The organism is Pseudomonas morbosilactucae, assembly GCF_023241715.1.
In the GTDB taxonomy this organism is placed as follows: domain Bacteria; phylum Pseudomonadota; class Gammaproteobacteria; order Pseudomonadales; family Pseudomonadaceae; genus Aquipseudomonas; species Aquipseudomonas morbosilactucae.
Genome location: NZ_JALQCW010000030.1, coordinates 37,307 through 62,968, shown reverse-complemented (window position 1 = coordinate 62,968; position 25,662 = coordinate 37,307). Strand labels below are relative to the sequence as shown.

General features: G+C 59.9%; 31 protein-coding genes. 14 read left to right on the top strand and 17 right to left on the bottom strand.

Features of this window, described 5'->3' with window-relative positions; genetic code table 11:
• Positions 1-118: 118 nt before the first annotated feature.
• The 6 genes from tpx to M1B34_RS13395 form a co-directional block, all read right to left on the bottom strand.
• Positions 119-619, bottom strand: a complete 501-nt coding sequence (gene tpx, locus M1B34_RS13420; RefSeq protein WP_123332566.1) for a thiol peroxidase — start codon at positions 617-619, stop codon at positions 119-121.
• Between the two features lie 199 nt (positions 620-818).
• Complete coding sequence (locus M1B34_RS13415) at positions 819-1,262, bottom strand: SRPBCC family protein (RefSeq protein ID WP_268265381.1); 444 nt, start codon at positions 1,260-1,262, stop codon at positions 819-821.
• Positions 1,263-1,566: 304 nt separating this feature from the next.
• Positions 1,567-2,238 carry a DUF3313 domain-containing protein gene (locus tag M1B34_RS13410; protein WP_268265380.1) on the bottom strand — a complete coding sequence of 224 codons (672 nt, stop codon included), beginning with the start codon at positions 2,236-2,238 and terminating at the stop codon, positions 1,567-1,569.
• A 142-nt stretch (positions 2,239-2,380) separates the two neighbouring features.
• Complete coding sequence (locus M1B34_RS13405; RefSeq protein WP_268265432.1) at positions 2,381-3,349, bottom strand: hypothetical protein; 969 nt, start codon at positions 3,347-3,349, stop codon at positions 2,381-2,383.
• A gap of 103 nt (positions 3,350-3,452) precedes the next feature.
• Positions 3,453-3,971, bottom strand: coding sequence for a DUF934 domain-containing protein (locus M1B34_RS13400; RefSeq protein WP_123332524.1), 519 nt, complete (start codon positions 3,969-3,971; stop codon positions 3,453-3,455).
• Positions 3,968-5,641 (bottom strand): nitrite/sulfite reductase, encoded by a 1,674-nt coding sequence (locus M1B34_RS13395; protein ID WP_268265379.1) that lies wholly within the window; start codon positions 5,639-5,641, stop codon positions 3,968-3,970. The genes M1B34_RS13400 and M1B34_RS13395 overlap by 4 nt, the downstream gene beginning before the upstream one ends.
• A 265-nt stretch (positions 5,642-5,906) precedes the next feature.
• On the opposite strand from M1B34_RS13395, the gene ccoN reads away from it, so the two are divergent.
• The 3 genes from ccoN (at position 5,907) to M1B34_RS13380 (ending at position 8,061) form a co-directional block, all read left to right on the top strand.
• Positions 5,907-7,334, top strand: a complete 1,428-nt coding sequence (ccoN, locus tag M1B34_RS13390; protein WP_268265378.1) for a cytochrome-c oxidase, cbb3-type subunit I — start codon at positions 5,907-5,909, stop codon at positions 7,332-7,334.
• Between the two features lie 24 nt (positions 7,335-7,358).
• Entirely contained in the window at positions 7,359-7,577 is a 219-nt protein-coding gene (locus M1B34_RS13385) for a cbb3-type cytochrome c oxidase subunit 3 (RefSeq protein WP_123332518.1), read from the top strand.
• 94 nt (positions 7,578-7,671) lie between these two features.
• Positions 7,672-8,061: a hypothetical protein gene (locus M1B34_RS13380; protein ID WP_268262571.1), complete on the top strand. Its 390-nt coding sequence runs from the start codon at positions 7,672-7,674 to the stop codon at positions 8,059-8,061.
• A 15-nt stretch (positions 8,062-8,076) separates the two neighbouring features.
• Here the strand turns inward: M1B34_RS13380 and M1B34_RS13375 are convergent, their stop codons facing one another.
• Positions 8,077-8,568 carry a hypothetical protein gene (locus M1B34_RS13375; RefSeq protein ID WP_268262570.1) on the bottom strand — a complete coding sequence of 164 codons (492 nt, stop codon included), beginning with the start codon at positions 8,566-8,568 and terminating at the stop codon, positions 8,077-8,079.
• A gap of 336 nt (positions 8,569-8,904) precedes the next feature.
• Between M1B34_RS13375 and M1B34_RS13370 the strand changes: the two genes are divergently transcribed.
• The 3 genes from M1B34_RS13370 (at position 8,905) to M1B34_RS13360 (ending at position 11,655) form a co-directional block, all read left to right on the top strand.
• Complete coding sequence (locus tag M1B34_RS13370) at positions 8,905-9,363, top strand: hypothetical protein (RefSeq protein WP_268265377.1); 459 nt, start codon at positions 8,905-8,907, stop codon at positions 9,361-9,363.
• A gap of 88 nt (positions 9,364-9,451) precedes the next feature.
• On the top strand, positions 9,452-10,144 hold the full coding sequence (locus M1B34_RS13365) for an aspartate/glutamate racemase family protein (RefSeq protein WP_268265376.1): 693 nt from the start codon (positions 9,452-9,454) through the stop codon (positions 10,142-10,144).
• Between the two features lie 272 nt (positions 10,145-10,416).
• The gene (locus M1B34_RS13360; protein WP_268265375.1) at positions 10,417-11,655 is read left to right on the top strand and encodes an FAD-dependent oxidoreductase; all 1,239 of its coding nucleotides are present in this window, start codon (positions 10,417-10,419) and stop codon (positions 11,653-11,655) included.
• A gap of 112 nt (positions 11,656-11,767) precedes the next feature.
• On the opposite strand, the gene M1B34_RS13355 is transcribed toward M1B34_RS13360, so the two are convergent.
• Positions 11,768-12,241, bottom strand: a complete 474-nt coding sequence (locus M1B34_RS13355) for an RDD family protein (RefSeq protein WP_268262566.1) — start codon at positions 12,239-12,241, stop codon at positions 11,768-11,770.
• A 593-nt stretch (positions 12,242-12,834) separates the two neighbouring features.
• Between M1B34_RS13355 and M1B34_RS13350 the strand changes: the two genes are divergently transcribed.
• The 3 genes from M1B34_RS13350 to M1B34_RS34070 all read left to right on the top strand — a co-directional run bounded on the left by M1B34_RS13350 (position 12,835) and on the right by M1B34_RS34070 (position 14,548).
• Complete coding sequence (locus M1B34_RS13350) at positions 12,835-13,098, top strand: short-chain dehydrogenase (RefSeq protein ID WP_268265374.1); 264 nt, start codon at positions 12,835-12,837, stop codon at positions 13,096-13,098.
• A gap of 252 nt (positions 13,099-13,350) precedes the next feature.
• On the top strand, positions 13,351-13,689 hold the full coding sequence (locus M1B34_RS13345) for a hypothetical protein (protein WP_268265373.1): 339 nt from the start codon (positions 13,351-13,353) through the stop codon (positions 13,687-13,689).
• Between the two features lie 460 nt (positions 13,690-14,149).
• Positions 14,150-14,548: a DUF4279 domain-containing protein gene (locus tag M1B34_RS34070; RefSeq protein WP_425273513.1), complete on the top strand. Its 399-nt coding sequence runs from the start codon at positions 14,150-14,152 to the stop codon at positions 14,546-14,548.
• A gap of 213 nt (positions 14,549-14,761) precedes the next feature.
• Here M1B34_RS34070 and M1B34_RS13340 read toward each other — a convergent pair whose 3' ends face one another.
• From M1B34_RS13340 to M1B34_RS13310, 6 genes are all read right to left on the bottom strand, one after another.
• Positions 14,762-15,244, bottom strand: coding sequence for a hypothetical protein (locus M1B34_RS13340; RefSeq protein ID WP_268265372.1), 483 nt, complete (start codon positions 15,242-15,244; stop codon positions 14,762-14,764).
• A 345-nt stretch (positions 15,245-15,589) separates the two neighbouring features.
• A complete protein-coding gene (locus tag M1B34_RS13335) occupies positions 15,590-16,069 on the bottom strand; it encodes a DUF3617 domain-containing protein (RefSeq protein ID WP_268265371.1) in 480 nt (159 codons plus the stop codon).
• A gap of 803 nt (positions 16,070-16,872) precedes the next feature.
• The gene (locus tag M1B34_RS13325) at positions 16,873-17,358 is read right to left on the bottom strand and encodes a hypothetical protein (protein WP_268265370.1); all 486 of its coding nucleotides are present in this window, start codon (positions 17,356-17,358) and stop codon (positions 16,873-16,875) included.
• 80 nt (positions 17,359-17,438) lie between these two features.
• A complete protein-coding gene (locus M1B34_RS13320) occupies positions 17,439-17,894 on the bottom strand; it encodes a methyltransferase family protein (protein WP_123332490.1) in 456 nt (151 codons plus the stop codon).
• 217 nt (positions 17,895-18,111) lie between these two features.
• Positions 18,112-18,567, bottom strand: coding sequence for a VOC family protein (locus M1B34_RS13315; protein WP_123332488.1), 456 nt, complete (start codon positions 18,565-18,567; stop codon positions 18,112-18,114).
• A 45-nt stretch (positions 18,568-18,612) separates the two neighbouring features.
• Positions 18,613-18,774, bottom strand: a complete 162-nt coding sequence (locus M1B34_RS13310; RefSeq protein WP_268265369.1) for a DUF2986 domain-containing protein — start codon at positions 18,772-18,774, stop codon at positions 18,613-18,615.
• A gap of 164 nt (positions 18,775-18,938) precedes the next feature.
• On the opposite strand from M1B34_RS13310, the gene M1B34_RS13305 reads away from it, so the two are divergent.
• Together M1B34_RS13305 and M1B34_RS13300 are read left to right on the top strand one after the other, a co-directional pair.
• Positions 18,939-19,340, top strand: a complete 402-nt coding sequence (locus M1B34_RS13305; protein ID WP_268265368.1) for a DUF5071 domain-containing protein — start codon at positions 18,939-18,941, stop codon at positions 19,338-19,340.
• Positions 19,341-19,495: 155 nt separating this feature from the next.
• Positions 19,496-21,715, top strand: a complete 2,220-nt coding sequence (locus tag M1B34_RS13300; RefSeq protein WP_268265367.1) for an OsmC domain/YcaO domain-containing protein — start codon at positions 19,496-19,498, stop codon at positions 21,713-21,715.
• A gap of 12 nt (positions 21,716-21,727) precedes the next feature.
• Here the strand turns inward: M1B34_RS13300 and M1B34_RS13295 are convergent, their stop codons facing one another.
• Together M1B34_RS13295 and M1B34_RS13290 are read right to left on the bottom strand one after the other, a co-directional pair.
• The gene (locus M1B34_RS13295) at positions 21,728-22,165 is read right to left on the bottom strand and encodes an HIT family protein (protein ID WP_123332482.1); all 438 of its coding nucleotides are present in this window, start codon (positions 22,163-22,165) and stop codon (positions 21,728-21,730) included.
• A gap of 46 nt (positions 22,166-22,211) precedes the next feature.
• The gene (locus M1B34_RS13290; protein WP_268262557.1) at positions 22,212-22,574 is read right to left on the bottom strand and encodes a DUF7677 family protein; all 363 of its coding nucleotides are present in this window, start codon (positions 22,572-22,574) and stop codon (positions 22,212-22,214) included.
• Between the two features lie 239 nt (positions 22,575-22,813).
• Between M1B34_RS13290 and M1B34_RS13285 the strand changes: the two genes are divergently transcribed.
• The 3 genes from M1B34_RS13285 to M1B34_RS13275 are packed head-to-tail and all read left to right on the top strand — an operon-like array spanning position 22,814 to position 25,029.
• Entirely contained in the window at positions 22,814-23,671 is an 858-nt protein-coding gene (locus M1B34_RS13285) for a suppressor of fused domain protein (protein WP_268265366.1), read from the top strand.
• A 48-nt stretch (positions 23,672-23,719) separates the two neighbouring features.
• On the top strand, positions 23,720-24,142 hold the full coding sequence (locus tag M1B34_RS13280; RefSeq protein ID WP_268265365.1) for a hypothetical protein: 423 nt from the start codon (positions 23,720-23,722) through the stop codon (positions 24,140-24,142).
• A complete protein-coding gene (locus M1B34_RS13275) occupies positions 24,139-25,029 on the top strand; it encodes a sel1 repeat family protein (RefSeq protein WP_268265364.1) in 891 nt (296 codons plus the stop codon). Before M1B34_RS13280 ends, M1B34_RS13275 begins: the two co-directional genes overlap by 4 nt.
• Positions 25,030-25,070: 41 nt before the next feature.
• Here M1B34_RS13275 and M1B34_RS13270 read toward each other — a convergent pair whose 3' ends face one another.
• Positions 25,071-25,622 carry a hypothetical protein gene (locus M1B34_RS13270; protein ID WP_268265363.1) on the bottom strand — a complete coding sequence of 184 codons (552 nt, stop codon included), beginning with the start codon at positions 25,620-25,622 and terminating at the stop codon, positions 25,071-25,073.
• Positions 25,623-25,662: the final 40 nt, after the last annotated feature.

Here is a 25,662-nt window from a genome sequence, read left to right as displayed (position 1 = left end):
AGCAAAGCGCCTTTACCGGCAATTTACCTTCGACTGACGTTTTACATCCCCAGCTAAACCACTGAGGCACAAATAAAAACGGCCTGGGCAGGGCCAGGCGTCGATGCAGGCAGCGCTATTACTTGAGGACGGCCAGGGCCGCGTCGTAGTTCGGCTCCTCGGCAATTTCCTTGACCAGTTCGCTGTGCAGGACCTTGTCGTTTTCGTCCAGGACAACCACGGCACGAGCGGTCAGGCCGGCCAGTGGGCCGTCGGCAATGGCCACGCCGTAGTTTTCGATGAACTCACGGCCACGCAGGGTGGACAGGTTGAGGACGTTTTCCAGGCCTTCGGCGCCGCAGAAACGGGCCTGGGCGAACGGCAGGTCAGCCGAGATGCACAGCACCACGGTGTTGGCCAGTTCATTGGCCTGGGCGTTGAACTTGCGTACCGAGGTGGCGCAGGTCGGGGTGTCGACGCTTGGGAAAATGTTCAGCACTTTGCGCTTGCCGGCAAAGCTGCCCAGGGTAACGTCGGCCAGGCCAGCGCCCACCAGGGAGAAAGCAGGCGCCTGGGCACCGGCTTGTGGCAGTTGGCCGTTGACTTGTACCGGGTTGCCTTTAAGAGTGACTTGAGCCATGAACGGAGTCCTTTTAAGCGGTTGTTATTGAACAGCAATGAAGAATTTTCCAGAGGCCGAAGTTAAACACGAAACGGCCTGCCGACCTACGGTCAAACGCAAATTGTCATACAACCAGGGCGCCAGGGTTGTCGCGCCCACAGCCACCGTCTAGAGCGCTCTGGGGCAACCCCCTGGACCGCCACACGCCGCCCGCCACTCAGCCAAGCAGGCGCAACATGTTGCGATGGCGGGCATCGAAGATACGCGCCATGTAGCGGTCAACCAGCAACCACTCCAGCGGCGCACCGCCCAGGGCCGCATACGTCACCCGATCGGTGTACAGGGCGCCGCCTTCGGCTGGGGCCACCCGATGCTCATGGCGAAAGGCCCGCAACGGCCCCTTGAGCATCTCGTCGACGAAATGGCTGTCGCTGACCTCACGAATCACCACCGTCCAGTTGGCCGGAATGCAGCCGAACATCCAGTGCCGGAAGCGAAATTCGCGCCCGGCGCTGATGCGCAAATTGTTCAAATCCAAGTCACCCAATGGCGTGACCCGCTCCGGAAAAATCTTCGGAAAGTTGACCCCCTCCAGACAGAAGTCCAGCACCTGCTCGGGGCTGCGATTGGCAATGAAAGTGGTGCGCTCGACAACGGGCATGAACAGCCGCCCTCCATGAATTGACCGTGAATAGCGGCCAAAAATCCAATAATTAACCTTATAAAATAATCACAGAACAATGATTTATAACGATTTTTATTATTCTAGAAATTACATTAACTAAACCTTACAAAAAACCATGAAATAGTCAAATAGTGCATTAACCCGATACATCCCCGAGGTGCCTCGAGTTTGCCACCTTGCCCGGCGCTTCCTGCCCGCAACCACCAGAAAGGCCACCCTGGCAACGGTACGCCCGCCGCCTGGGTTGCCCTCCTTGACCCACACTGACCCCACGCCGACCTTAGTGATTCTTGAGCTTGAGATAGGACTGATGAAGGTCCGACGCCCAACCATCAATCACACTTTTCACGTCATTGGCCTGGAGCACCTGGCTGTCGTTCTCCAGAGGCTTGCCGGTGCCCTTTCGCACCACCTGAGCCAGCACCGCATTACTGCTGCCATTGAGAAATACCGCTTCAGTGGCCAGTGTGGTTTCCTGGTCGCGGATGCCGCTGGCGGTGCTCACTGCGGCTGCCACCAAGGCGATGGGCACCACTTCATAGGGTTTGAGGCCTTCGGTCTTGCTGCTGACCGCGGTAATCGCCGCCCGCACCACGATCACGCCCGGCCCCGGGCCTTGGGCCAGCGGCAGGGATTTGCTCAGCTCCCGTTGCAGCGCCTGGTCGTAATAACGGGTGATGCCCGACAAGGTGGACTGAGGGATCTTGGCCGTGGGCTGGGGCTGAGGATAGAACTGGGTGGGCTCGATGTACACGCTGGTGAACTGCTTGATGTTGAGCTTGGGGTCGACCCAACGCATCACTTCCACCCCGGAAGGCGACTTGGCCTCCTTGAGCAGGCTGTAGTCCTTTAGAAAGCCTGAATACTCATCAGGCTGAGTCAGGTTACTGGAACACCCAGTGACCCCGAGGGTGGTGAGGCATAGCGCGCTTAACGTCAATGCAAGCTTCATAGATAACTCCTGTCGCTGAAGCAGCCAAGGACTGGCTGGGGGGGAGTTACAGGTATAGCCAAAGCTCGACGGTTTGCGCCCTTGCAAGCCAACCTTTATCCGTGCCTGTGCAGTCACTCACAGCATCCATCTGGCCAATGTTTCACCACGTCGACCCCGTTCGTGCCGCCCGATCACGCAGGGTGCTGATGCGCATGGCCTTGAGCAGGGAGACGGTGCCCACCAGGATCAGCACCGCGCCAAACGCGAAGTCGATGCCATACAGCTGGAAGTCGTTCAGCGGCCCCACCAGGAACACGCGGATCGCCGCTACGCCGAGCAGGGTCGCGAGGAAGTCGATGGCCGGCTCGTCGCGATAGCAGGCATGCAACAGCGGCAGGCAAATCACCAACAGCAGCAAGAACACCATCCACTTGATCGAGCTTTTACGCTCGATGGTCAGGGCGCATTCCTGGTTGCTGTAGGGCGGATAGTCGCTTTCGGCCAGGCCGCTGTGGTTGCCGTTGAAGTAGGCCAGCGGCGAGTGCTTCTGGGTGGCGGTGAAGCTGTTCGACAGGTCCGTGGTGGTGGTCACGTGGCGGAACTTCAGGTCGATCTGCTCGTTGCCCTTGAGGATGTACAGCACCGGGCGGTAGCCGTATTGATAGGTGTCGAAGGGAAAGGCCGTGGCCTTACCGGCCAAGCGGATCGCCCGCGGCTCCAGTTCACTGCTGGCATTGCGGTTGGGGCCGGCGAAGTTGCGGATCAGCGGCTTGAGCCTGACCTCTTCCGGGATCAGCAGCACGTCGGACGCTGAGGTTTGCAGGCGCTCGAGCCGCAGGCGCAATTCATATTTGCCCAGCTCGTAGCGGTTGAAGGTGCGTTCGGAGACATTGACCACGCCCGACAGCGAGAAGGTGCCTTGGGCGGTGTTGCTCAGGAACAATGCCAGGTGGTCCTTCTTGAAAAACTGCTGGTCACTGGGCAACGGGTGACCGCAGGACGCGCCACTGTCAAAAAAGCTCCCCAGGCGACCGTCTTCGACTTCGCTGTAGAGGTAGAAGTAGCCGCCCCACAGCGCCAGCAGCACCGAGAGCGATAGCAAGCAGAGTATTTTTTTACCGAACGTCACAGCCATCCCTCATTTCCCTATGTGTCTTGCACGCGGCCGTCCTTCGGCCGGGCGCCAATATAGCAAAATGACATCATTGCGGGGTATGGGCTGTGACGCGGGCTCAACGCCGGCGGAACAACGGCCTGGGTTCGATCACCGAACGGCCGTAAAGCACGCTCATGCCGGCCAGGCCCTTGAGGGCGTCGTCGGCGCACTTGTCGGCGCGCACCGCAAAACTGTCGAAACCGCATTGGCGCATATGGCTGAGTTGGTCCCGCAGCACATCACCAATGGCCCGCAGCTCGCCGCTCCAGCCCAGGCGCGTACGCAGCAGATAGGCCTGGCTGTAGGCGCGGCCGTCGCGAAAGCTGGGGAAGTCCAGGGCGATCAGCGCCGCCTGCTCGAACCAGGGCGTGAGGCGTTCCACCTCATCGTCGGGCCCCAGCCACACACCGTCCCGTGCCGGATGCTGCTCGATGCGGCGCTGCAGCCACAGGGCCAGGGGCAGGATCAGCGGGCCCCCGGGCAGTTCACCCGGCAGCTCGCTCTGCTCATCGTTTGGCCGCTCGCGAACCAGGGTCCAGGGGTCATCCTCGACCCGCGTGGCGGCGCCGTCCTGTATGCGCAACAGGTTGTTCATGCCGAAGCCTCCAGCGCCTTGGGGTAGACCCGCTCCTTGAACGGCTCCAGGCCGATGCGCTGCAGGGTGTCGATAAACAGCTCGTCGCTTTCCCGGTAGCGGACAAAGGTGCCGATGATGCGCTCGATCACCTGGGGGATTTGCGCCGCGCTGAAAGACGGCCCTATCACTTTGCCCAGGCTGCTGGCCTTGCCCTGGGCGCCGCCGAGGGTGACCTGGTACCACTCGCTGCCGTTTTTATCGACGCCGAGGATGCCGATATTGCCGATGTGATGATGACCGCAGGCGTTGATGCAGCCGGAGATGTTCAGGCTGATGTCCCCCAGGTCGTGGAGGTAATCCAGGTTGTCAAAGCGCTGCTGGATGGCCTGGGCGATGGGGATCGACTTGGCGTTGGCCAGGGCGCAGAAGTCGCCGCCGGGGCAAGCGATGATGTCGGTCAGTAAACCGACGTTGGCGCTGCCCAGGCCCTGTTCGCAAGCCTGCTGCCACAAGGCGAACAGCCTCGACTTGGGCACGTCGGGCAAGACGATGTTCTGCTCATGGGCGATGCGGATTTCGCCAAAACCGAACTGCTCGGACCAGTCGGCCACCGCGTCCATCTGCTCGGCGCTGACGTCCCCCGGTGGCGCGCTGATGCCGGGCTTGGTGGACAGCACCACGCTGACGTAGCCCGGCACCTTGTGCGACTGCACGTTGCGCGCCACCCAGCGGGCAAAGTCCGGGTGCTCAGCCAGGCGGCTGCCGTACTCCAGGTCAGTGTCGGACAGGCGTTGGTAGACCGGCATCACAAAGGCATCGGCCACGCGCCGGTACTCGTCGTCGGTGAGCTGGGCCGGGCCGTCCTTGAGGTGCTGCCACTCCTCCTCCACTTCCGCGGCAAAGGCCTCGATGCCCAGGGCCTTGACCAGGATCTTGATCCGCGCCTTGTACTTGTTGTCGCGCCGGCCGTGCCGGTTGTAGACCCGCAACACCGCCTCGACGTAGGACAGCAAGTGCTGCCAGGGCAAGCCTTCACGGATCTGCAAACCGAGGATCGGCGTGCGCCCCAGGCCGCCGCCGACCATCATCCGCAGCAGCATCTGGCCCTCGGCGTCGCGGTAAAGATAGAGGCCGATGTCGTGCATCATGATCGCCGCCCGGTCCTGCTCGGCGGAGCAGATGGCGATCTTGAATTTGCGCGGCAGGAAGAGAAATTCCGGGTTGATGGTCGACCACTGGCGCAGGATCTCGGCCAGGGGGCGCGGGTCCAGCAACTCATCGGCGGCGACCCCGGCGAAGGCTTCAGTGGTGATGTTGCGCACGCAGTTGCCGGAGGTCTGGATGGCGTGCATCTGCACCTGGGCCAGGCGCTCGAGGATGTCCGGCACCTGGTCCAGTTCGATCCAGTTGAACTGCAGGTTCTGCCGGGTGGTGAAGTGCCCGTAACCACGGTCGTAGTCCCGGGCGATGCCGGCCAGGGTGCGCATCTGCGTGGCGCTCAGGGTGCCGTAGGGGATCGCCACCCGCAGCATGTAGGCATGCTTTTGCATGTACAGGCCGTTCTGCAGGCGCAGCGGCAAGAACTCTTCCTCACTCAGTTGCCCCGCCTGGAAGCGTTCGACCTGATCGCGAAACTGCGCCACCCGTTCAAAGACCAGGGCGCGGTCATAGTCGTCGTATTGATACATGGGCCTACCTCATCAGTGCTGATCGTGCTCTGCGGCGCGTTGTACGAGGGGGCGACTATGCACCTGCGGCTCAGGTGGTTACAGATTCAGGTAAAGACGAAAAAACCATATCAGACACTGCCCCACAGCTGTGAACAGGCCACGGATCTGATCCGCATTAATGCCGTTTTTCTGAGCCTGTTTTGTTTTTGCCCGGCTTTCTACAGTGCGCCTCGTGCCAGACCGGGTGGCCTGGCAAGACTTCGCAACCGTGGAAGCATTGACCATGAACACAGCAACAATCGGACAGGCCTACAACTACAAGGTGGTGCGCCAATTCGTCGTGGCCACCGTGGTCTGGGGCGTGATCGGCATGGCCATGGGCGTATGGATCGCCTCGCAACTGGTGTGGCCCGAGATGAACCTGGACCTGCCCTGGACCACCTTCGGCCGCTTGCGCCCGCTGCACACCAGCCTGGTGATTTTCGGCTTTGCCGGCAGCGCCCAGTTCGCCGCCAGCTACTACGCGGTGCAGCGCACCTGCCAGGTTCGGCTGTACAGCGACACCCTGGCGGCCTTCACCTTCTGGGGCTGGCAGTCGGTGATCGTGATCATGCTGGTCAGCCTGCCCCTGGGCTACACCACCACCAAGGAATACGCCGAGATCGAATTCACCGGCGCGGTGTGGATGGCCGTGGTCTGGGTGGCCTACGCCGTGGTGTTTTTCACCACCGTGGTGCAGCGCAAGACCAAGCACATCTACGTCGGCAACTGGTTCTTCGGCGCCTTTATCCTGGTGATCGCCATGCTGCACGTGGTCAATCACCTGTCGATCCCGGTGGATTGGTTCAAGTCCTACCCGGTGTATTCCGGGGCCACCGACGCCATGGTGCAGTGGTGGTACGGGCACAACGCGGTGGGCTTTTTTCTCACCACCGGCTTCCTCGGCATGATGTATTACTTCGTGCCCAAGCAGGTCGGGCGCCCGGTGTATTCCTATCGGCTGTCCATCGTGCACTTCTGGGCGCTGATTACTCTGTACATCTGGGCCGGCCCGCACCATTTGCACTACACCGCGCTGCCGGACTGGGCCCAGTCCCTGGGCATGGCCATGTCACTGATCCTGCTGGCGCCGAGTTGGGGCGGGATGATCAACGGCATGATGACCCTCTCCGGCGCGTGGCATAAATTGCGCACCGACCCGATCCTGCGCTTTCTGGTGCTGTCCCTGGCCTTCTATGGCATGTCGACCTTCGAGGGGCCGATGATGGCGATCAAGACGGTCAACGCCCTCTCCCACTACACCGACTGGACCATCGGCCACGTGCACGCGGGTGCCCTGGGCTGGGTGGCGATGATCACCTTTGGCGCCACCTACCACATGATCCCCAAAGTCTTCGGCCGCGCGCAGATGCACAGCACCGCGCTGATCAACCTGCACTTCTGGCTGGCAACCATCGGCACCGTGCTCTACATTGCCTCGATGTGGGTCAACGGCATCACCCAGGGCCTGATGTGGCGCGCGATCAACGACGACGGCACCCTCACCTACTCCTTTGTCGAAGCCTTGCAGGCCAGCCACCCGGGGTTTGTGGTGCGCTTTACCGGCGGCGTGTTCTTCCTCGGCGGCATGCTGCTGATGGCCTACAACACCTGGCGCACCGTGCGCGTGGCCGACCCACGGCTGGCCGCCAGCGAAGCGCAGATCGCCTGAACCGACCCTGGAGGAACGAAGCACATGGACGCGTTACTCAACCTGCTGGGGGTGGCCAGCCTGTACCTGATCGTCGAGTACTGCCTGGCCCGGCACAGCCCGCAACACCTGGAAGAGGCCAGCCTGCTGCCCTTTGCCGACGACCCGGACGTGGCGCGCCGGGTCGAGTTGGCCACCGGGCGCAAGGTCCAGGCCGTGGCACCGCCTGCGCCCCGTCCGGGCTGGGGTGAGATCGAGGCCTGAGGCACAAGCGGGAACGCTGGGTGGCGCGGCAACCCTGGTCAGCCCGAGGCCCGTGCTTTAGCATGCCGCGCCCACCCCTGCTGAGTTCTGTGCCATGCGTACCTTGCTGACGGCGCTTGCCATCACCGGCCTGGCCCTGAGCCTCAACGGCTGTGCGTTGGCCTTTCTGCCCGGCTGCTACCTGCGCAGCAGCCCGACACTCGAACCCGCGCAACTGCCCCCGGTGCTCCAGGGGCAAGCGCTGGCCATTCGCTTGACGCTAACGGGGGGGCGGCCGACCGGCCTCTACGTCGACCCGAAGACGCCCTTGCCCCCTGGCCTGACGCTGACCTATCGGCCCGACGAAGGGGATGCCGAGCTCAGCGGCCGCCCGACCACAGCCGGCGACTATGCCTTTACGGTGTATGGCATGACGGCCGGCACCCAATGCACCGGGCAGGTTGCCGAGCGCCACTACCCACTGCGTGTGTTGGCGCCCGACTGAGAACGCCAGCCCGGGCTAGCTGCGTTCGCGGGGGATCAGGCTTTGCAGTTGCGAGGCCAGGAAATTGGCATCAAAGACAAAGGTGTCCGGCGGCTGCAGGCCGTTGGTCTTGCGCCATTGCCAGATGCCGGTGGCGTCGAACACCAGGGACACGCTGCCATAACGGGCGGCGGTCAGGCCCATCACCGCCAGTGCGATCTGGCCGTTGGTGCCCATCACTTCCGGGACGATTTCCACGGTTTTGCCGGCAATCTGGATGGTCAGCTTCTCGGTCTTGAAGATCGAGGCCTCCGGCGCCGAACCGACACTGCACGCCACATAAGGGTCGCGGCTGAACTCCAGCAGGCCGGGCATGCGCACCGGTGCCAGCCATTGTTCGATCAGCCCGAACAGCTCGCCGATGCGGGTGCCCCAGGCCTGGAACTGGGTATCGAATACTTGCTTCTTGTGGGCTTCGCTTTGCGCGTAGTGCCTGAGCATTTCGCCCAGTTGCTGTACATCGTCCATTGCGCGATTCCTCAACCTCGACCTTCAGATACTGCCGGTCGCAGGGGCCGATCATGGCAGATGCGCCCGCCCGGCGTTGGCTTAATACCGCAAACGGTACGGGCCCGGGGTCAGGGCGAGGACCTGGCGCACGGTCTGCACCCAAATTTCGACCATCCAAGCGCGGGCGTGATGCCAATGACGCGGCGAAAATCCCGCAGCAAGCGCACTCACAACTTGTATCGCGCCGCCATCTCTGAAATCGTCTGTCCCCTTGACCACAACGCCCAGCCCCATGAACCCGCACCTCGCCCAGCTTATTTCCGACTACCAAGCCGGCCTCCGCACGGCTGTCGAATGGATGCCGCCACCCGGAAGCCCATCATGAAGTTCACCTCAGCCGGTCACGTCATCGACCCACGAACCGTCAGCTATCGCAGCCTGGGCTTCGGCGAGGCACCGACAACCCCGGCAACGCCCTATGAGCTGTGCATCAACCACAGCGATCTGCCGCACAGCTTTCTGGAATGCGCCGACACCTTTACTGCCGAATGCAAAACCGACGATCAGGCCCAAGGCTTTATCGACATCCCGGAGCTTGCAGCGCTGAACTACCCAAGCTTCAGGGAACTCCTGAAACGCCACCCCGACCTGGCCGCACGCCTGGTCCAGGACTACCTGTATTTCGAGTTGTTCTTTTCCCTGTTCCCGAACGCCAGCGACCTTAAAGTGGTGATAAACAGCATCACCCACGTCGACTCCAAAGAAGGCGTCATCAGGCTGACAGGCGAGACATACGCGGCCAGAAAACCATGAAAACGCCCTGGTTTCAGGGCCACGGGACACGCCTGGATGAACCGCCTTCGGCCCCACCACAAACAGTCAACGACAGGAGCCACACCCCATGCGCACTATTGGCCTGATTGGCGGCATGAGCTGGGAATCCAGCGCCGAATACTATCGATTGATCAACCAGCAGGTGCGCGACCGCCTGGGACCGCTGCGTTCGGCGCAGTTGCTGATGTACAGCGTCGACTTTGGGCCGGTCGAACAGGCCCAGCACGCTGGGCGCTGGGACGACGCGGCGCAGATCCTGGTGGACGCCGCGCAGCGCCTCCAGGCCGGGGGCGCCGAGTGCATCGTGCTCTGCACCAACACCATGCACCGCGTGGCCGAGCACATACAGGCGGCCGTCAGCCTGCCCTTCCTGCACATCGCCGACCCGGCCGGCCAGGCCGCACTGGACCTGCAACTGACCACCGTCGGCCTGCTGGGCACCGCCTTCACCATGGAGCAGGACTTCCTCAAACAGCGCCTGGCCGCCCAAGGCCTCAAGGTCCTGGTGCCCGAGCCGGAAGAGCGCCAAGCCGTGCACCGAATCATCTACGACGAACTGTGCGTGGGCGTCATCAACCCCGACTCACGCCAGCGCTACCAAGAGGTGATCGCCGCCCTGCAAGCCCGCGGCGCCCAGGCCGTGATACTCGGCTGCACCGAAATCAGCCTGCTGGTCAAACCCGAACACAGCCCCCTGCCCCTGCTCGACACCACCGAACTGCACGCCCGCGCGGCGGTGGCGTTTGCCTTGGGAGAGTGAGCGGTTGCGGGGTGACGGGGGCGGAACGCGGAACGCCCCCGGCGGCATTCCCACGGGGAACCTAGCCACCAGAAACGTCGTTGCAGCCTCGCGCGCAAAACGGCGTGCGTGTTCACAGTTCAAACGAATAATCCAGATACCTGGGATCGCGCTTGGCGATACCTGATAACGCAGGAAGCGATTGGCGCACGCTGGCCCGGCGTCGCTAAGGTTGACCCCGCGTAGCGCTGAAGCGCCAACGACGGACATAACAACAAAAAAGGTACCAACAGATGAGTGCATCCAACCTCGACACCCCCATCAGCCTGGGCACAAAGGGCAAGCGCGTAGCCGTTATCGGCGCCGGCCCCGGCGGCCTCGCAGCGGGCGTGGCCCTGCATAAAGCCGGCTTTGACGTGAAGGTGTTCGAACGCCACCCCGAACTGCGCCCATTGGGCGGCGCCATCATTCTCAACGCCACGGGCATCGTCATCCTGCGCAACCTGGGCGTGCAGGTGGACGACATCTTCGCCGCCGGCCTGCCCGAGTTTCGGCGTTATGACGGCCGGGTTCGCGTCAACTTCGACATCGATATGGAGCTGATGCAACAGGCCGGCGTCAGCGGCTGGCAGTCGGGCATGATGCGCTCGGAACTCTATGAACGCCTGCTGGCGGCGGCGCCGGCCGACATGGTTGTGGCCAACCACGAGTTCAGCCATTACAGCGAACATGAGGCCGGCGTCAGGCTGCACTTCACCCAGGGCCAGAGCTACGAAGCAGACCTGGTGATTGGCGCCGACGGCCTAGAGTCAAAGGTCCGCGAACAACTGTGGGGCCCCTCGGCACTCAAACACCTGGGCATCGCCGTGTGGCTGGGCTGGTGCGAACTGCAAGGGCCCGAACGCAAGAAAATCGTCATCCAGCACAACCACGCCTACCAAATGGGCTACGCCCCCCTTCGCTACAAAGGCAAAGACTGCTTTGAATGGTGGTTCGTCGAAAAATGCACCGAACACCAAGCCGAATCCGCCGACCCGGCCCGCTACGTGCGCGAACGCATCAGCGACTTCGCCTACCCCGTGCCACAGATCCTGGAAGCCACCGACACCTCCCACAACCTGTTCCGCTGGGTGGTGAAATACCGCAAGCCGCTCAAACAATGGTCCAAAGGCCGCGTCAGCATCCTGGGCGACGCCGCCCACCCCACCTCGCCCTACGCCGCCTACGGCGCCGGCATGGCCATTGAAGACGCCCACTTCCTGGCCAGCTACCTCAAAGGCCGCGACCTCAGCGACCCCAACGCGCTGCAGGCCGGGCTGCAACGCTACGACGACCAACGAGTCGACTACACCAACCAGACCACCGCCTTCGCCCGCTTCCTCGGCCGCCTGTACCACGGCGTCCCCGCCCCCTTTAACCACCTGCGCGACCTGTTTCTCGACCACTCAGGCCTGCCGGCAAAAATGATCAGCAAAGGCGTGACCCGCGAAGCGCAGGCGTTGTTAAGGGCGGTGCTGAGTTCGGGGGATTGAGTAATGAAGCGAGGAAAACGGAGAGAACGTCCATAACGGACGTTGGCTGACATTTAATCCAGGGCGAGGCTTATGCCCGCCCTCGATTAGACACAGTGAAGGGCTGCGAGCCTTACTGAACGTTGTTGAATCGCACCGGCTCTGGCCCAGTGTTTACCTTTTTGATAACCACTGTTCCCGCAAGCTTGTCATGCCAGCCTTGCTTGCGTTTATCAAAGGCCACCCAGAACAGCCCCAGAAACAGAGGAACGATAGAGACAAAGTACGCGAAGTAACGGCCTACCAATTGCGCAGTACTGGCGGGCTCCCCGGTTGTGGCATCGACTATTTTTGCCGAGATTGCCATCTTCCCTGGCGTAGCTTGTTTAAAAATCCAGAAAAGTATCACTGCAATAGCGGGTAAAACCCACGAGATCAAGAAGTCACCCGGACCTGCGACGATACCCAGGTCTTCCGAGGTGAAGTAAGACCAACCGTATATCGATACAAGAAGAGGCGTTGTTATCAGCATCATTAGGATCGTATCGATAATTGAAGCGCCCGTTCTTGCCCAAAAGCCCGCGTATTCCAGTCCTTGATTTTGCATTTTTAGTGCTTCCTTGTTGGTGATGATGCTTGACGATTAAGCCAAGGGACCACGCCCATGGCCTCTCCTTTAGCGCCCTGTACGGCCGCAGTGTGTGAGAGAGGTTTATGGTGTGGAAAAACCCGAACCCTGCTGGCCGCGCCCCTGAAACTAACCATCAGTTTTTTGTTGGCCGACCCTGTATCGGCCGCTCCAATCAACTCCTTACACGCTTGCGCCATTGAGGCAAGAATGCGGGCCGCCAAGATACGCTGAGTGAGCCGCAGTCTGTAGCCCTGAATGGCAGGTTTTTGCCTCTCGCCCCACACGTTTAGGCCGAACACGGCGCAGTAGCGCTGGCCCGTTCTCAGGCCTCCAGACCTCATAAAACAATCCTACAAAACTTACAGATTCGTCCGGCTATCCGCCCAAAACCTCAACCGCTAAGGTCTCCACTCGGCCACCCGGCGATCAGGTTTGGCGACCTGAAATTAACCAACAACCCGTCACGCGTTCATCGTCCAGCCCCTGCTAACGACAGCCCTAACAACGTGACAACCCAGGACGACCGCCAAGGTCAGCCTGCCCAATTTTGGTTAATACGGAGCCTCACCATGACCCAGCGATACATCCCCCTCACCGGCATCGACTGTCTGATCCCCTGCCTATTCATCGACCAGACCGCACCACTGGACGTCCTTCACGCCAATGGAACAGCCCGCCTACAGGCCGTCACCCAACTGCTGGAAACCTTGTCCCGCGGCGAACTGAAAAACGCCGACGATACGAACCTTCGACATATCGCCAACGTCACCTCGATCCTCCTGCGGGATAGTTGCGACCTGTTGGATGTGATGAGTTGGCGGTTGCAGGCTTGAGTGTTGCGCTCCGCGCCAGAGATGGCGCGGAGTTTTTGAGTGTCTTCTTGATAACTCAACGTCAGCCATTTATGAGCGAAGAAAGAGGCTTACAAATGACTGCATTCGGTCAGAAGCGGACGGTCAACCTAGGTGACCGCCCTAACAGATGGGCCTATGATCTACCCACCAAACGATCGCCACTTCAGGCCTATGATTCTTAAATCATCACCTGTTTGAACTGAGCACGACATGATGATAAATGATTCAGATTTGGCCGAACTGATTCCTTCCGCGCTAACAGGTGTAACGGTTGGGATCGGCTCGCAGACCCTGCTTTTTGGTGATACGGCTAGCGTGTTGATTCAGTGCCCATTCGTTTGTGACATCAATAGGGTTTGCAAGTGGGGACATGGTGAAGACCCTGCCACCAGCCCTTTACTTTTCGACTTTCTAAACCTCGATGTAGTAGCTTTTTCAATTGATGATTCTGGGGTTTTCACCATCACCTTCAGTACGAAAATGATCTTGAAAATCTTCCCGGAAAAAAATGGGTTTGAGTCTTATGTCGTGAATACGCGGCGCGATATATTTCCAATCTCGGTGTGGTAGCCGGAAGAACGCGATGTCTATACGGCGTGAATCGCCCCGGCCTTAGTTCTGACTCTGATTGGCCGTCCGGTGTTGATTTCTGCTTGGCGCCAACGCCAGCTAGAGGGTCGGTTAGCGACAGCCCGAGTTCGACCGTCGCTATACATCGTCAAACCTTTGTCTGTTCCACCATCGCCAAAGCATCATCAACCTCAATCCCTAGATATCTCTCAACCGTAGCGGGGGGTTCTACCCGACCAGTTTTCCTTTGCTCCAGGGCTGACGGCTGCGGGTAGCGATGATGTTCATCACATGTCCTGCACGCGTGGAAGGACAAGGATGACTAACCAGAGCAGCGGTCGCTAACTGGCCAAGAGCAGTCATTCAAATCATCGCTTTCAAACCACGCCAGCACGCAGCCCCAATATCAAGCCCTTCGCAAAGACTGCTATCGTTGCACTTTTTACTGGAGGCGATAAGCATGGGACCAGTGACACGCTCAAAAGCGTCTCTTCGTATCAGCGGTTCGGATCTTGCTGCCGGAGAGATAACCAAGCTTTTGGGGTGCGAGCCCACGTTCGCGAGAACCAAGGGACTACCCGTCAAACCAGGCTCAAACACTCTTTTCCCTACCGGGGGATGGAGCCTTCAAGCTAATGAGTCGAGCCCTGAAGACCTGAACGGACAAATCATGGAATTGCTAGACAAGCTCACTCAGGACCTTGAGGTCTGGGCTTCGATAGGCAGCCGATTCCACGTTGATCTGTTTTGCGGACTTTTCATGGAACAAGGCAATCAAGGCGCATCTTTATCCGTGGAGAGTCTCAGCGCCCTGTCTTGCAGGGGGATAGAGCTGAGTCTGAATATCTACGCGCCGTAAAGCGCTACAACAGGATGCTGAGGTCCGCTCTGGGTCGGTTGCTGCCCTTCACGACGGGCAGCAACCGGCCAAAAGCGTCCAATGGTAATGGACAGTTAAAAGGCCATTGGAGCAGGCGAAGCTTACCCATCGCTTATTAGTAACTCTAGGATGTTCGTTCAATCCAACAGGGCCGCTGCTCCATCGACAAGAGACGCCATCACACTCGGCTTTTCACTTATTTCGCAAGGAGCTAAGTTTTTTCAACGACCATCGTCTGACGCCTTCAGAAAATGTAGGACGAGGAGGCCAGACAGTGATTCTTTCGAAATCTATTTCTAAAGCGTCGCCGACAAAGCGCCCTCTAAAGGTGCGGACATCAGTGTAGACCGTATCACCCGTTCTACTTAGGAACGGGGTTCGCGAAATCGCGTTTAAGTCGTTTTCAGTTCGTGTGTATGGCACCGGGCTGCCAACATCGAGACCGGCGCCTTTCATGTAGGAGTCAAATTTTTTGAGTACATCATCCGGTTTTTCTACGGTGCGCCAATAGATGAAATGGCCGTCGTCAGTAAATACCAAATAGACGTGCCAAGGGGCGGTGGCTGGTCTCTCTCCTTCGGAATACCACACTTGCTCGCGCACATTAGGACTGACGCTTGTTGTGCAACCAGAGAGGAGCATTAGGCAAAACGTAGCAATCAATAAGCGAATCATATTTCCTTCCTTGAGTTAACTATCCAACTCGAAGCGTCGCACGCAGGCTGGCTCTAATAATTTTTAACTACTTCTACCCTGCCGATCCGTAAAAGTGGTTCAGTACTCTTAACTCAAGCGCTGCCGCGAAAACGCAGAGCGCCAAAAGCCAAGACTGAAGACTCGCTTACGGTCGAGTCACCCCAACAGACCAGCGCTTACAAAATCGAGTTCAAGATCATCCCGAAGGATATATGGAACGCCTGGAAGCCGCGAGGGCACTGACCTTAGCCACAATTAAGCGTTACACGTGGCAATCGATGCAGCTGCATTCGAGGTCCGTCAAGCGATGTCGCTTTGAACCTTTCATCTATTGGAGTATGGGGAATTGATCTTCATTCCTCCGTGCATTTTTTTTACACCCGGCTCCATGTCCGCCGGGCACGCGCCCTGAAAGCTGCCATTAATCACTGTGTGTTGTCTTTCAATTTTTCCATTTAGCTCAAACGACGTATCGGCCGTCAGTACATAAGATTTCTCAAGGTCGCCTTTGAAAGATCCGGCCATAATCGCTTCAGGGCAGCGTGATTTGAAATTATAGCTATCGACGTTACCGCTTTTAGATTCGATTTTGCACTCCTGTTCGAAGTCACTCCACAGGTCGTCATCTATAAGCCTGTCTTTCTCATGGTCGACGCATATGTCCCATGAAAACGGCGAGGTGGACGGAGTAACCTTCCACAAACCTGAAGCGCGTTGCAGACGCAGCGATGGTTCAGCGGCTGACGCCAACGATGTTACTGAGAGAGCAATTGCAGTCGACAACAATATGCCGAAGTACTTCATCACGTATCCTATTTGTAGATGATCACGTTGAGCAGGATACTTGAAAAACAAGTGCTCCTGGCTTGGCAAGAGTCATTGATTCACAGCTGCGCGCCGAAACTGCCCACGGCATGGTCAGCGTTACTCGCGTAGCCCGCACTACTCAATGTGCCCCAACGCATGCTCAATGAATTATCTCCATCACCGACGCCGGCGACCAAGGATTGATTGCGCTGCGGGCGTGCCAAGCGTACGTCAGAGTTTTGGCCCCCTGAGCACTTTAAGTTCCATCAGCAACCGTTGATTCTCCCTGAACAGGTGGTCGCGCTGTTCGGTAACAAGGTCGATGGGGCGAAAACTCACATTTTCGGACGCCTCATAGCCATGGATGATATGTGTCCAAGGGCTTCCCGCAGTTCTGCCTCTGCGGCGGCCTTCTCAGTAGCGAGCAGGTCGTTCATCTGAACAAGGCCAGTAACATTGGCTCTCGTTGTACGCAACTTCGCCCCAGCCTGGATGAGTTCGTCCTCAAGCAGGGCGCACTGGTGTTGGTACATTTCCAGGGACGTAGGGCATCCGAACTACTCGCAGGTGTCTTGATCGATTGGCATGGTATGGAAACTCTAAAGCTATATGTGCATACAGCAATCGACGTTTGAGCGTGATGCGATCTGAGGCGACGAGCAGCACGCTATTTCCGATGATGGTGAATCGCCCCAGACTTTGTAGACACTCGCTGACCGCTTTTGGCCGAAAGCGATCGTTCATGAGCTGCAGCTACCGACCAAAAGCAGCGCCCCGAGCTCGAAGAAATCCGGAACGACTCAAACAGTGGAAATCCCCCCACCACCCCAAAAACTCAACCACCAAATAAAAATATTGTTATAAAAACAGAGAAATAAACTCCTCAAAATCATTTGAAATCTTGCGCCAGTAATCATCATCCCACCAGATAACGGACGCGCCGCCTTATCATTCCTGAAGTCAAAGCAAAACTGACTTCCATCGGCAGCCATGCCAAAGCACACAATCTTTGTGAAGTCGGTAATGTCGGCAATTGCTCCCGGATGACTACTTTCAATCGCGGAATCACCGTAGCACCCATCGAGTGCAAAGTACTCGTTGAGCTGTTTTGTTTTGGCGGCCAGCTCAAACTCATCAATATAAATCTGAGCCAATTCAGTTTCTAAAAAGTTGCCGAAGGCGTCGTGCTCGCCTGCAAGCCTTAAGTTGCAAAACCCACCTGAGGCCTGATGCTTTGATGCGAGGGCGGTGTACGCCTCGGGGAGTTGCAGATTGTTAACGTTCACGACCGCACCCTCTGTGTCATGTCTTATCCCTGACTCGCTTGCCAATGGCGTCCATCGGCCCATGGCAGACGTTGCCTTTTCTAGAGCCAACGCCTGACCTGGCTGCAGTATTGCGTGAACTCACTCCCGAAAAGGCTGGCGAGGGCCCGCTCTTCCGGGCCGATCTGGAAGAGGTTCATGTAGATCACGAAGCCCAGCACGCCCAGGAGGGCTGGCGGCCAGGCGAGAAAGATTGACCAGGCGATCAGGGCCGTGGCGAAGCCTAAGTACATGGGGTTGCGTGTATATCTGTAGACGCCCGAGCTGACCAGAGCCGAGGCCGTTTCCGGCTTCAGCGGGTTGACCGTGGTACGTGCGTGGCGGAAGGAAAGCACGCCGGCCAGGCAAATAGCTACGCCCGCTAGCAACACCCCCAGCGCCAGGCCAATGCGCCACTCGATGGTCAGCTCCAAGGTGCCCGGCAAGTGTCGAGCAGCGAACCACGCCAACAGGCCGAACAGGATAGCAACCAGCGGCGGAGGGATGCGGTTGTCCATGATGAATTCCTAGTAGGGACGAACGGGCTACTAGCGTGAGGGTTATAGCCCCTTCAGGGTCAAGCACCCTGAGCACGATGGAGACTGCGGAGGCAGGTGGCCCGTATCAGCGAAATCAAAGCGGTGATCGCCCGTTACGACTATCAGTGAATCACCCCGGATCTATCAGAACGTGAGCGGCGGCTACGGGCGGTAATCCGCCTCTTATCCATCCCCCTCAAACAAACGCCCCCTGCACAAACGCCTCCAACGCCCCCTCCTCCAATATCTCAATCGAAAAGTGCCCAAAGCGCTTCGGCAGCCAGATAATCCGCCCGCCGGACGGGGATTGCAGGCTGTCACGCGCCAATGGCTTGCCGTTTTCATCCTCGGGCTGCACCCCGGCGGCGATCAGTTCGTCGTAAGCCACTTCGATATCCGGCGTCGAATAGCAATGGCGGTAGATCATGCCCTCGCCCGAGGCGTCCAGCAGGTCTTTCAGGTTGCCGGCCAGGGGCTGTACCAGCATGAAGCGCTCTTGGCCGATCAGGGCGATGGCGTAACGCACGTGCAGGCCGCCGCGCTCCCAGACCAGGGTTTGGGAGATTCGGGCTTGGAGGATGTGCGCGTAGTAGGCGCAGGCTTCTTCGAGGTTGTTGACCAGTACATCGACGTGGCTGAACTTCAGGTCCATTGAGGCTCTCCTGCCAAACGGGCGTCGCGGCTTGGGGTCGGTGGGTCAGCTCTGCGTGGAGGTGCTTGGGTCCACGCTGGCTTCAGCTTCGAGTTTCAGTCGGTCGGCTTTGCTGATGTACTTGGGCTTGCTTTTGGGGGCCAGTTTGGCGCTGGCTTTTTTGGCGTTGGCTTTCAATATCTGATTGAGTTTTTTACGGCGGTTCATGGTGCGGTACTCGGCATTTTTTAATGCGCGGATGATATCAGCTAACAATATTCAACCCGATGCCTTTGATAGGCCGTTGGGCTATCTCTGTGCATACTCTGCGTCCCACGGGGCATCTAGTCGCTTGATGATGCCGCACAACGCAAACATCAGGCATCGAGCCCATGCACCTCCCCCCTCTTCTTCCTGCGCACAAACTGGATACTGACGCCGCCTCGAAGCTCGTGGCCCTTGGATTTCCAGCGGTCGAGCCGGTGTTGCCAGCGCTGCTGGAGTGGCTGCAAGACATCAACTGGCCGGTCGCGCGGGTTATTCAGCCATTCCTAGCGGGCATCGGAGCCCCGCTGGCGACGCCTATCCGCACCGTCTTCGCCTCGGGCGACAGCCTGTGGAAGTACTGGGTCATTCAAGGCGTGGTCGGCGAATGCCCGGCGCTGGCACGTGCCCTGGAGCCGGAGCTTGAGCGCCTGGCGTATGAGCCGACACCTGAGGACCGAGAAGAAGGCGTTCAGGAGCTCGCAGCACAGGTGCTCAAGAAGGTTCGCAGCCACAACCCCGGCGCCTAAGCCTTCTATCGAGGGGCGGTCGTCTGCCCTGCAAAGCCCCTACCCCGGCGCCCCTCCAGGCCCGGCCGGCGCTCCGTGCCGAAAACCACAACACTTCGCCGGCAAAAAACCGGATAATGCCGACCAATTTTTTGCCTCGTCACGTCGGTACCCCCATGGAAATCAAAGTCAATTTTCTCGATAACCTTCGACTTGAAGCCAAGTTCGACGACTTCACGGTGGTGGCCGACCAACCTATCCGCTACAAGGGCGACGGCTCGGCGCCGGGGCCGTTCGACTATTTCCTGGCGTCTTCGGCCTTGTGCGCGGCGTACTTCGTCAAGTTGTACTGCCAGACCCGCAACATCCCCACCGACAATATTCGCCTGTCGCAAAACAACATTGTCGATCCGGAAAACCGCTACAACCAGATCTTCAAGATCCAGGTGGAGTTGCCGGCGGACATCTCCGCCAAGGACCGCCAGGGCATCTTGCGCTCCATCGACCGTTGCACCGTAAAGAAGGTGGTGCAGACCGGCCCTGAGTTCGTGATCGAGGAAGTGGAAAACCTCGACTCCGATGCCCAGGCGCTGCTGATGCCGCAATCGACCTCCAGCGAAGGCACCTACATTGCCGGCAAGGACCTGCCCCTGGAGCAGACCATCGCCAACATGTCGGGGATTCTCGCCGGCCTGGGGATGAAGATCGAGATCGCCTCGTGGCGCAATATCGTGCCCAACGTCTGGTCGCTGCACATCCGCGACGCGCAGTCGCCGATGTGTTTCACCAACGGCAAGGGCGCGACCAAGGAAGGCGCCCTGGCCTCGGCGCTGGGCGAGTTTATCGAGCGCCTCAACTGCAACTTCTTCTACAACGACCAGTTCTGGGGCGAAGAGATCGCCAACGCGGCATTTGTGCATTACCCGGACGAGCGCTGGTTCAAGCCGGGCCGCAAGGATGCGCTGCCCAAGGAACTGCTCGACGAGTACTGCCTGGGCATCTACAACCCCGATGGCGAGCTGCTGGGTTCCCACCTGTACGACACCAACTCGGGCAATATCGAGCGCGGTATCTGCTCCCTGCCCTATGTGCGCCAGTCGGACGGCGAGGTGGTGTATTTCCCCTCCAACCTGATCGAGAACCTGTTCCTCAGCAACGGCATGAGCGCCGGCAACACCTTGGCCGAAGCCCAGGTGCAGTGCCTGTCGGAAATCTTCGAGCGTGCGGTCAAGCGCGAGATTCTCGAAGGCGAGCTGGCCCTGCCGGACGTGCCCCAAGAGGTGCTGGCCAAGTACCCGAGCATTCTCGCGGGCATCCAGGGCCTGGAAGAACAAGGCTTCCCGGTGCTGGTCAAGGATGCATCCCTGGGCGGTGAATTCCCGGTGATGTGCGTGACCCTGATGAACCCGCGCACTGGCGGTGTGTTCGCCTCGTTCGGCGCGCACCCCAGCCTGGAAGTGGCGCTGGAGCGCAGCCTCACCGAACTGCTCCAGGGCCGCAGCTTCGAGGGCCTCAACGACCTGCCGCAGCCGACCTTCGAAAGCCAGGCGCTGATGGAGCCGAACAACTTTGTCGAGCACTTCATCGACTCCAGCGGCGTGGTGTCGTGGCGCTTCTTCAGTGCCAAGGCGGACTTCGAATTCGTCGAATGGGACTTCACCAGCCAGAGCGGCTTCAGCGAAAGGGAAAAAGCCAGCGCCGAGGAAGCCGCCACCCTGTTCGGCATCCTCGAAGGCTTGGGCAAGGAAGTCTACATGGCGGTGTACGAGCACCTGGGCGCTACAGCCTGCCGCATCCTGGTGCCGGACTACTCGGAAATCTACCCGGTGGACGACCTGATCTGGGACAACACCAATAAAGCGCTGTTTTTCCGCGACGACATCCTCAACCTGCACAGCCTCGACGAAGACGGCCTGCGGTCACTGGTGCAGCGCCTGGAAGAAAGCGAGCTGGACGAATACACCGACATCACCACCCTGATCGGCATCGAGTTCGACGACAACACGCCCTGGGGCCAGTTGACGGTCCTTGAGCTGAAGCTGCTGATCCACGTCGCCCTGGGACAGTTCGACCCGGCCAAGGAACTGGTGGAAATGTTCCTGCAATACAACGACAACACCGTCGAACGCGGCCTGTTCTACCAGGCCATGAACGCGGTGCTGGAAGTGGAGCTGGACAGCGATCTGGACCTGGCGCACTACGAGGTCAACTTCCGCCGCATGTTCGGCAATGAGCGGATGGACGCGGTGATCGGTTCGGTAAACGGCAGCGTGCGCTTCTACGGCCTGACCCCGACCAGCCTGCAACTGGAAGGCCTGGACCGTCACCAGCGGCTGATCGACAGCTATAAAAAGCTGCACACCGCACGGGCCAAGTGGACCACAGCAGCCCGCTGATACACCGTGCGGCTACGCTGAGCCCGCCAATAGGCGGGCTATCTTCTTGCGCAAGGCGCCATGCTCTTCCTCGACGTAGGGCGGCGCGTTTTTCCAGTCGTAGAACCATACCGGCATCGTGCGTTTCCCTTCCGGCTCCGAGGCGTAGCGCGCAAAGATATGGCAATGCAACTCCGGCTCGGAATTGCCGAGAATTTCGTAGTTCATGCGCAAGGCCCCAGTGGCCTGTAGCACGGCATCGCCGATGCGTGCCATGTCCAGCAGGTAAGTGGCTCGGGCTTCGGCGTCCAGATCATTGAGGCTGGCCACCACTGGGTCGGGCAACAACAGGCAGTAGCCCGGCAGAAATTGCACATCGCCCATGACCGCCCAACCCGAGGCCATGCGGCAAATCACTTTATCGTTGGCACCCTGGCGGGCCAGCGCTACACGTTGCGAAATCAATGGCATGTCATCGTCCTTAACGAGGGCAGGTCCGGCACAGACGCCAGACCAGTCAGACGCGGCTACCCGCAGGCCAGGGCTTCACATCTTCCCTGTCCGGCGGCCCATACAGTTCTTGTTCCCACGCTTGGAACTCGGGCAGCGCGCTGTACCCAGGGTCACAATATTGCCGAATGTATTGCGCCGCCCTGTGCTCCGCGTATTTGGCATTGACCGGTACGCCCTGCTCATCCATCTCCAGCACATTGGCAAAGATCGCGTAGGCCATTTCCAACATGCTCGGCTCCTCCCCCAGGCAGCTTCGATAGTCGATGCCTTCCAGCAGCGGATAACCCACGCTGCCGTTGGCGATCCAAAAGCTGAATGTCCGCAGCGCTCCGGAAAACTCCGGGCTCAACGTCTTCGGGTACCGCATGGTGATCACCTCTCCTAAACCGTGGGCAGGCGCGGATTTTCAACGGGTGGGCCCTTGAAAGGCAAGCCGCAGTCCAGGAGCAAAGGCTGGCGCCCGCTGAATCGGCCACTCGGACAACCCCCATCGTGGAACCAAACCGCCTGGGTGTTTTCTCACCTAGCCCGAGCCGTCACAATGCGTCTCGCTCTCAACACCCTCCGTTGCCCCTGGCGACGCCACACCTGCGCAAGGATCGCCCGATGAGTTTCCTCGACAAACTGCTCAACGCCTTTAAAAAGCCCTCGCCAGCCACCGCCGAACCGAGCTTGCCGCCAACGGTGGCCAGCGAGCCTGAAACCTCCAGCCACAGCACCCAGCCCTTCGATTTGAGCCCGGCCGAACAGGCCAACCTGGCCGCCCGCGAAGCCAGTGGTGCCTGCCTCGACCGTCACTGGCAAGCCGTCGGCACCTGCGAGACGGACGTGCTGGGCTTTGCCATCAGCCCCAGTTTCATGGGTGGCCCCGACTGGCCCTCGACCCGCCAGGCCTATCGCATCGTGCGCCGCGACAACCGCATCCTTCTCGCCACCGAAGGCCTCAGCGATCCGTTCGACGGCGTCGAAGGCGACGACCTGGGCAACGGCTTCGAGATGGAGCTGTTTGTCGAAACCCCGGACATCCCCGCCCACGCCCAAGGCCCCCTGGGCGACATCAGTCCGTTTGCCCAGAGCTGGACGTTCGAGCTGCTCAAGCACGTGGCCAATACCGTGGCCGACGCCGGCGGCATCAACCACCAGTTGGAGAAATACACGGTGCTGTCCCTGGAACTGCCGGGTTTCAGCCAGTCCCACGCCATGAGCGAGCAACTGCCGGCGCAGTTTGTCAGCGCCGACGATTGCGCCGGGGTGCTGATCGGCGGCCCCGCACCGGATTTCCCCACCCGCCTGGAAGACATGCCCCTGTCCCCCGTGACCCTGGTGCCGGTGGTGCTGATTACCGCGTCGGAGCTGGATTACGTGCGCAGTGGCGGCGCCGCCGCGCGGCACGACTTGGTGGAACGCCTCAACGCCGCCGGCTTTGGCCACGTCAGCCTACTGCAACGGGCCAGCGTTGTCTGACCCCGGACGCACACCCGACTGCGGCCATGGAAAGGAACCCATCACGCTATGCAAGAACACGACGCCTACTTCGCTTTCCACCTGTTCGCCGCCCGCTTCGCGGATGACGCCGAGGCCGAACGCTTTGCCTTCGAACAGTGGGAACCGGCACCCGCGGCGGACGCCAGCGATGCCGAGTTCAGTGCCTGGGAAGTGCGCAACCCGAGCTGGCGCTTGAATCAGGAACTGGGCTTTTACATGGACTCGGACTTCGTCGAGCTCTGCACCTGCGTCGACTACCTCGACTCCCTGGTCCGCAGCGAGGCGCAAAAAGCCCTGCTGCGCTCCCGAGCCACAAAAGCGTTCAGCCACTTCATCCTGGTGGGCAGCCAGTCGATTTACGGTGACAAGCGCTCAGCGACCTCCGGCCCCAATCAGCGTCAGCCCGAGAACACCGCCACCCTGGATTATCTGGGGGAATTCAACGGATGAGCCCCCTGCGTAAAACCCTTGGCCTGCTGTTGCTCACAAGCCTGGTTGCCGGTTGCCAAAGCAGCCCGCCGCCTCCCGTGGCTCAGCCGGATGACCTGTCCAGCCTACGTTGCTGGGGCGTGCGCGAGCAGAAGTCCATCACCCGAGAACAGCTCGACTACATCCGAGCGCTCAGCAAAAACGGCGACCCGGTGTGCACCCTCATGCTCGGCGATCTCTATGAACGTGGCCATGGCGTGGCACAGGACACGGCCCAGGCCAAAGCGCTCTACCAGGCCGTGGCCGACCAGGACCCGTCCGCCTATTACCAGCTCGGTCGCATGGCCGATGACGGGGTCGGCGAACCGCCGGACTATTTCAAGGCCAGGGCGTTTTATCAGCGCGCTGCTGCCAAACCGGGCAACCCCCGCAGCGAGTTTCAGTTGGCCAGGCTTCTGGAGGATGGCAAAGGCGGCCCCCGGGATCTTCAGGGCGCCTTGGCGCTGTACCTGCGTGCCTTGAAGTACAGCGAAGATGAACCGTGGAAGGGCATTCAACGGCTGCGGGCCCAAAGCCTGGTGCTGAACAGCGAACAACAACAGCGCGTCAACGAAGTCTGGGTCAGCGGCACCCGGGCCACGCTGCGCAGAAAGATAGAAACCACGCAAAAAACCTTGTCCAAGACGCTCCAACCTGTGCCGCCCCTGAAACCGTTGAAGTTCCAGCTGGAATACATCCAGGATGCCGCGACGCCAAAACTCACACTGCTGGAGAGTTCGGGGAACAGCCCCGTCGACCAGGCGGTGCTGCAGGCCATGAGCACCTACCGTTTCAGCGGCGAGCCGATATTGCCAGCCGGCCAGAAGTCCTGGAAGGTGATTGCCAGCGTGGTCCTCGGTTCACAGTAAGGGGGTGTGGAGCGGCCTCCAGCCGCCCCGCTGCCGGGCCGTTACTGCTCATCTTCCGGACGCAACGGCGAGTGGCGCCATTCGAACCGGTTGATCAGCTGCCTGGAAAGGTCATCGAGTTTTGCATGATAGTTGTGCGCGTGGGGCACGGGCATTTCCGGCTGGCCATGGCTGAAGCCCAGGGCCCGCAGCTCGCGTGTGTAGGCATCAAGAGGGCCGTAGGCGTAAAGCAAGTCATGGCGGTCCCAGGCCACGGTGGCGTTCTCCTCGGGCGCATAGACCCACAGATCAAAGCGACTGTCGCTGGAGAGCAAGGGAGTGAACTCGTTGATGAAGGCTTCAAACTCCTGGCGCGTCAGCTCCGGGCTCTGATAACGACCGGCTTCCCCCTCTCCTCCGCGAGGCGTGTGGAGGATGTACAGCAGGATAAAGGGCTCGCTGAGGCAGCGAACCAGCCGGGTCACCACCTCCGGATCGGAGCCCGGCACAGCTGCAACAATGCGCTGGCCCTGGCCAATCGCGGCCACCTGAAAAATGGGCGGATGACTGTACGGCAGCCACTGGTTGTCGACGTTATGCTCAAGTCGGTGCATGGGAAACTGATCCTCCTGATCAATGAATGGTGTGGATTCC

What these genes read in the sequence shown, in the direction of transcription:
- M1B34_RS13295 (WP_123332482.1), bottom strand. Translation starts at nt 22,165, where the DNA reads ATGCCATTGATTTCGCAACGTGTAGCGCTGGCCCGCCAGGGTGCCAAC.
- M1B34_RS13385 (WP_123332518.1), top strand. Translation starts at nt 7,359, where the DNA reads ATGGACGCGTTACTCAACCTGCTGGGGGTGGCCAGCCTGTACCTGATC.
- M1B34_RS13305 (WP_268265368.1), top strand. Translation starts at nt 18,939, where the DNA reads ATGCACCTCCCCCCTCTTCTTCCTGCGCACAAACTGGATACTGACGCC.
- M1B34_RS13320 (WP_123332490.1), bottom strand. Translation starts at nt 17,894, where the DNA reads ATGGACAACCGCATCCCTCCGCCGCTGGTTGCTATCCTGTTCGGCCTG.
- M1B34_RS13350 (WP_268265374.1), top strand. Translation starts at nt 12,835, where the DNA reads ATGACCCAGCGATACATCCCCCTCACCGGCATCGACTGTCTGATCCCC.
- M1B34_RS13375 (WP_268262570.1), bottom strand. Translation starts at nt 8,568, where the DNA reads ATGGACGATGTACAGCAACTGGGCGAAATGCTCAGGCACTACGCGCAA.
- M1B34_RS13410 (WP_268265380.1), bottom strand. Translation starts at nt 2,238, where the DNA reads ATGAAGCTTGCATTGACGTTAAGCGCGCTATGCCTCACCACCCTCGGG.
- M1B34_RS13285 (WP_268265366.1), top strand. Translation starts at nt 22,814, where the DNA reads ATGAGTTTCCTCGACAAACTGCTCAACGCCTTTAAAAAGCCCTCGCCA.
- M1B34_RS34070 (WP_425273513.1), top strand. Translation starts at nt 14,150, where the DNA reads ATGGGACCAGTGACACGCTCAAAAGCGTCTCTTCGTATCAGCGGTTCG.
- M1B34_RS13335 (WP_268265371.1), bottom strand. Translation starts at nt 16,069, where the DNA reads ATGAAGTACTTCGGCATATTGTTGTCGACTGCAATTGCTCTCTCAGTA.
- M1B34_RS13300 (WP_268265367.1), top strand. Translation starts at nt 19,496, where the DNA reads ATGGAAATCAAAGTCAATTTTCTCGATAACCTTCGACTTGAAGCCAAG.
- M1B34_RS13280 (WP_268265365.1), top strand. Translation starts at nt 23,720, where the DNA reads ATGCAAGAACACGACGCCTACTTCGCTTTCCACCTGTTCGCCGCCCGC.
- M1B34_RS13400 (WP_123332524.1), bottom strand. Translation starts at nt 3,971, where the DNA reads ATGAACAACCTGTTGCGCATACAGGACGGCGCCGCCACGCGGGTCGAG.
- M1B34_RS13340 (WP_268265372.1), bottom strand. Translation starts at nt 15,244, where the DNA reads ATGATTCGCTTATTGATTGCTACGTTTTGCCTAATGCTCCTCTCTGGT.
- M1B34_RS13360 (WP_268265375.1), top strand. Translation starts at nt 10,417, where the DNA reads ATGAGTGCATCCAACCTCGACACCCCCATCAGCCTGGGCACAAAGGGC.
- tpx (WP_123332566.1), bottom strand. Translation starts at nt 619, where the DNA reads ATGGCTCAAGTCACTCTTAAAGGCAACCCGGTACAAGTCAACGGCCAA.
- M1B34_RS13315 (WP_123332488.1), bottom strand. Translation starts at nt 18,567, where the DNA reads ATGGACCTGAAGTTCAGCCACGTCGATGTACTGGTCAACAACCTCGAA.
- M1B34_RS13380 (WP_268262571.1), top strand. Translation starts at nt 7,672, where the DNA reads ATGCGTACCTTGCTGACGGCGCTTGCCATCACCGGCCTGGCCCTGAGC.
- M1B34_RS13270 (WP_268265363.1), bottom strand. Translation starts at nt 25,622, where the DNA reads ATGCACCGACTTGAGCATAACGTCGACAACCAGTGGCTGCCGTACAGT.
- ccoN (WP_268265378.1), top strand. Translation starts at nt 5,907, where the DNA reads ATGAACACAGCAACAATCGGACAGGCCTACAACTACAAGGTGGTGCGC.
- M1B34_RS13310 (WP_268265369.1), bottom strand. Translation starts at nt 18,774, where the DNA reads ATGAACCGCCGTAAAAAACTCAATCAGATATTGAAAGCCAACGCCAAA.
- M1B34_RS13355 (WP_268262566.1), bottom strand. Translation starts at nt 12,241, where the DNA reads ATGCAAAATCAAGGACTGGAATACGCGGGCTTTTGGGCAAGAACGGGC.
- M1B34_RS13395 (WP_268265379.1), bottom strand. Translation starts at nt 5,641, where the DNA reads ATGTATCAATACGACGACTATGACCGCGCCCTGGTCTTTGAACGGGTG.
- M1B34_RS13370 (WP_268265377.1), top strand. Translation starts at nt 8,905, where the DNA reads ATGGATGCCGCCACCCGGAAGCCCATCATGAAGTTCACCTCAGCCGGT.
- M1B34_RS13415 (WP_268265381.1), bottom strand. Translation starts at nt 1,262, where the DNA reads ATGCCCGTTGTCGAGCGCACCACTTTCATTGCCAATCGCAGCCCCGAG.
- M1B34_RS13290 (WP_268262557.1), bottom strand. Translation starts at nt 22,574, where the DNA reads ATGCGGTACCCGAAGACGTTGAGCCCGGAGTTTTCCGGAGCGCTGCGG.
- M1B34_RS13365 (WP_268265376.1), top strand. Translation starts at nt 9,452, where the DNA reads ATGCGCACTATTGGCCTGATTGGCGGCATGAGCTGGGAATCCAGCGCC.
- M1B34_RS13275 (WP_268265364.1), top strand. Translation starts at nt 24,139, where the DNA reads ATGAGCCCCCTGCGTAAAACCCTTGGCCTGCTGTTGCTCACAAGCCTG.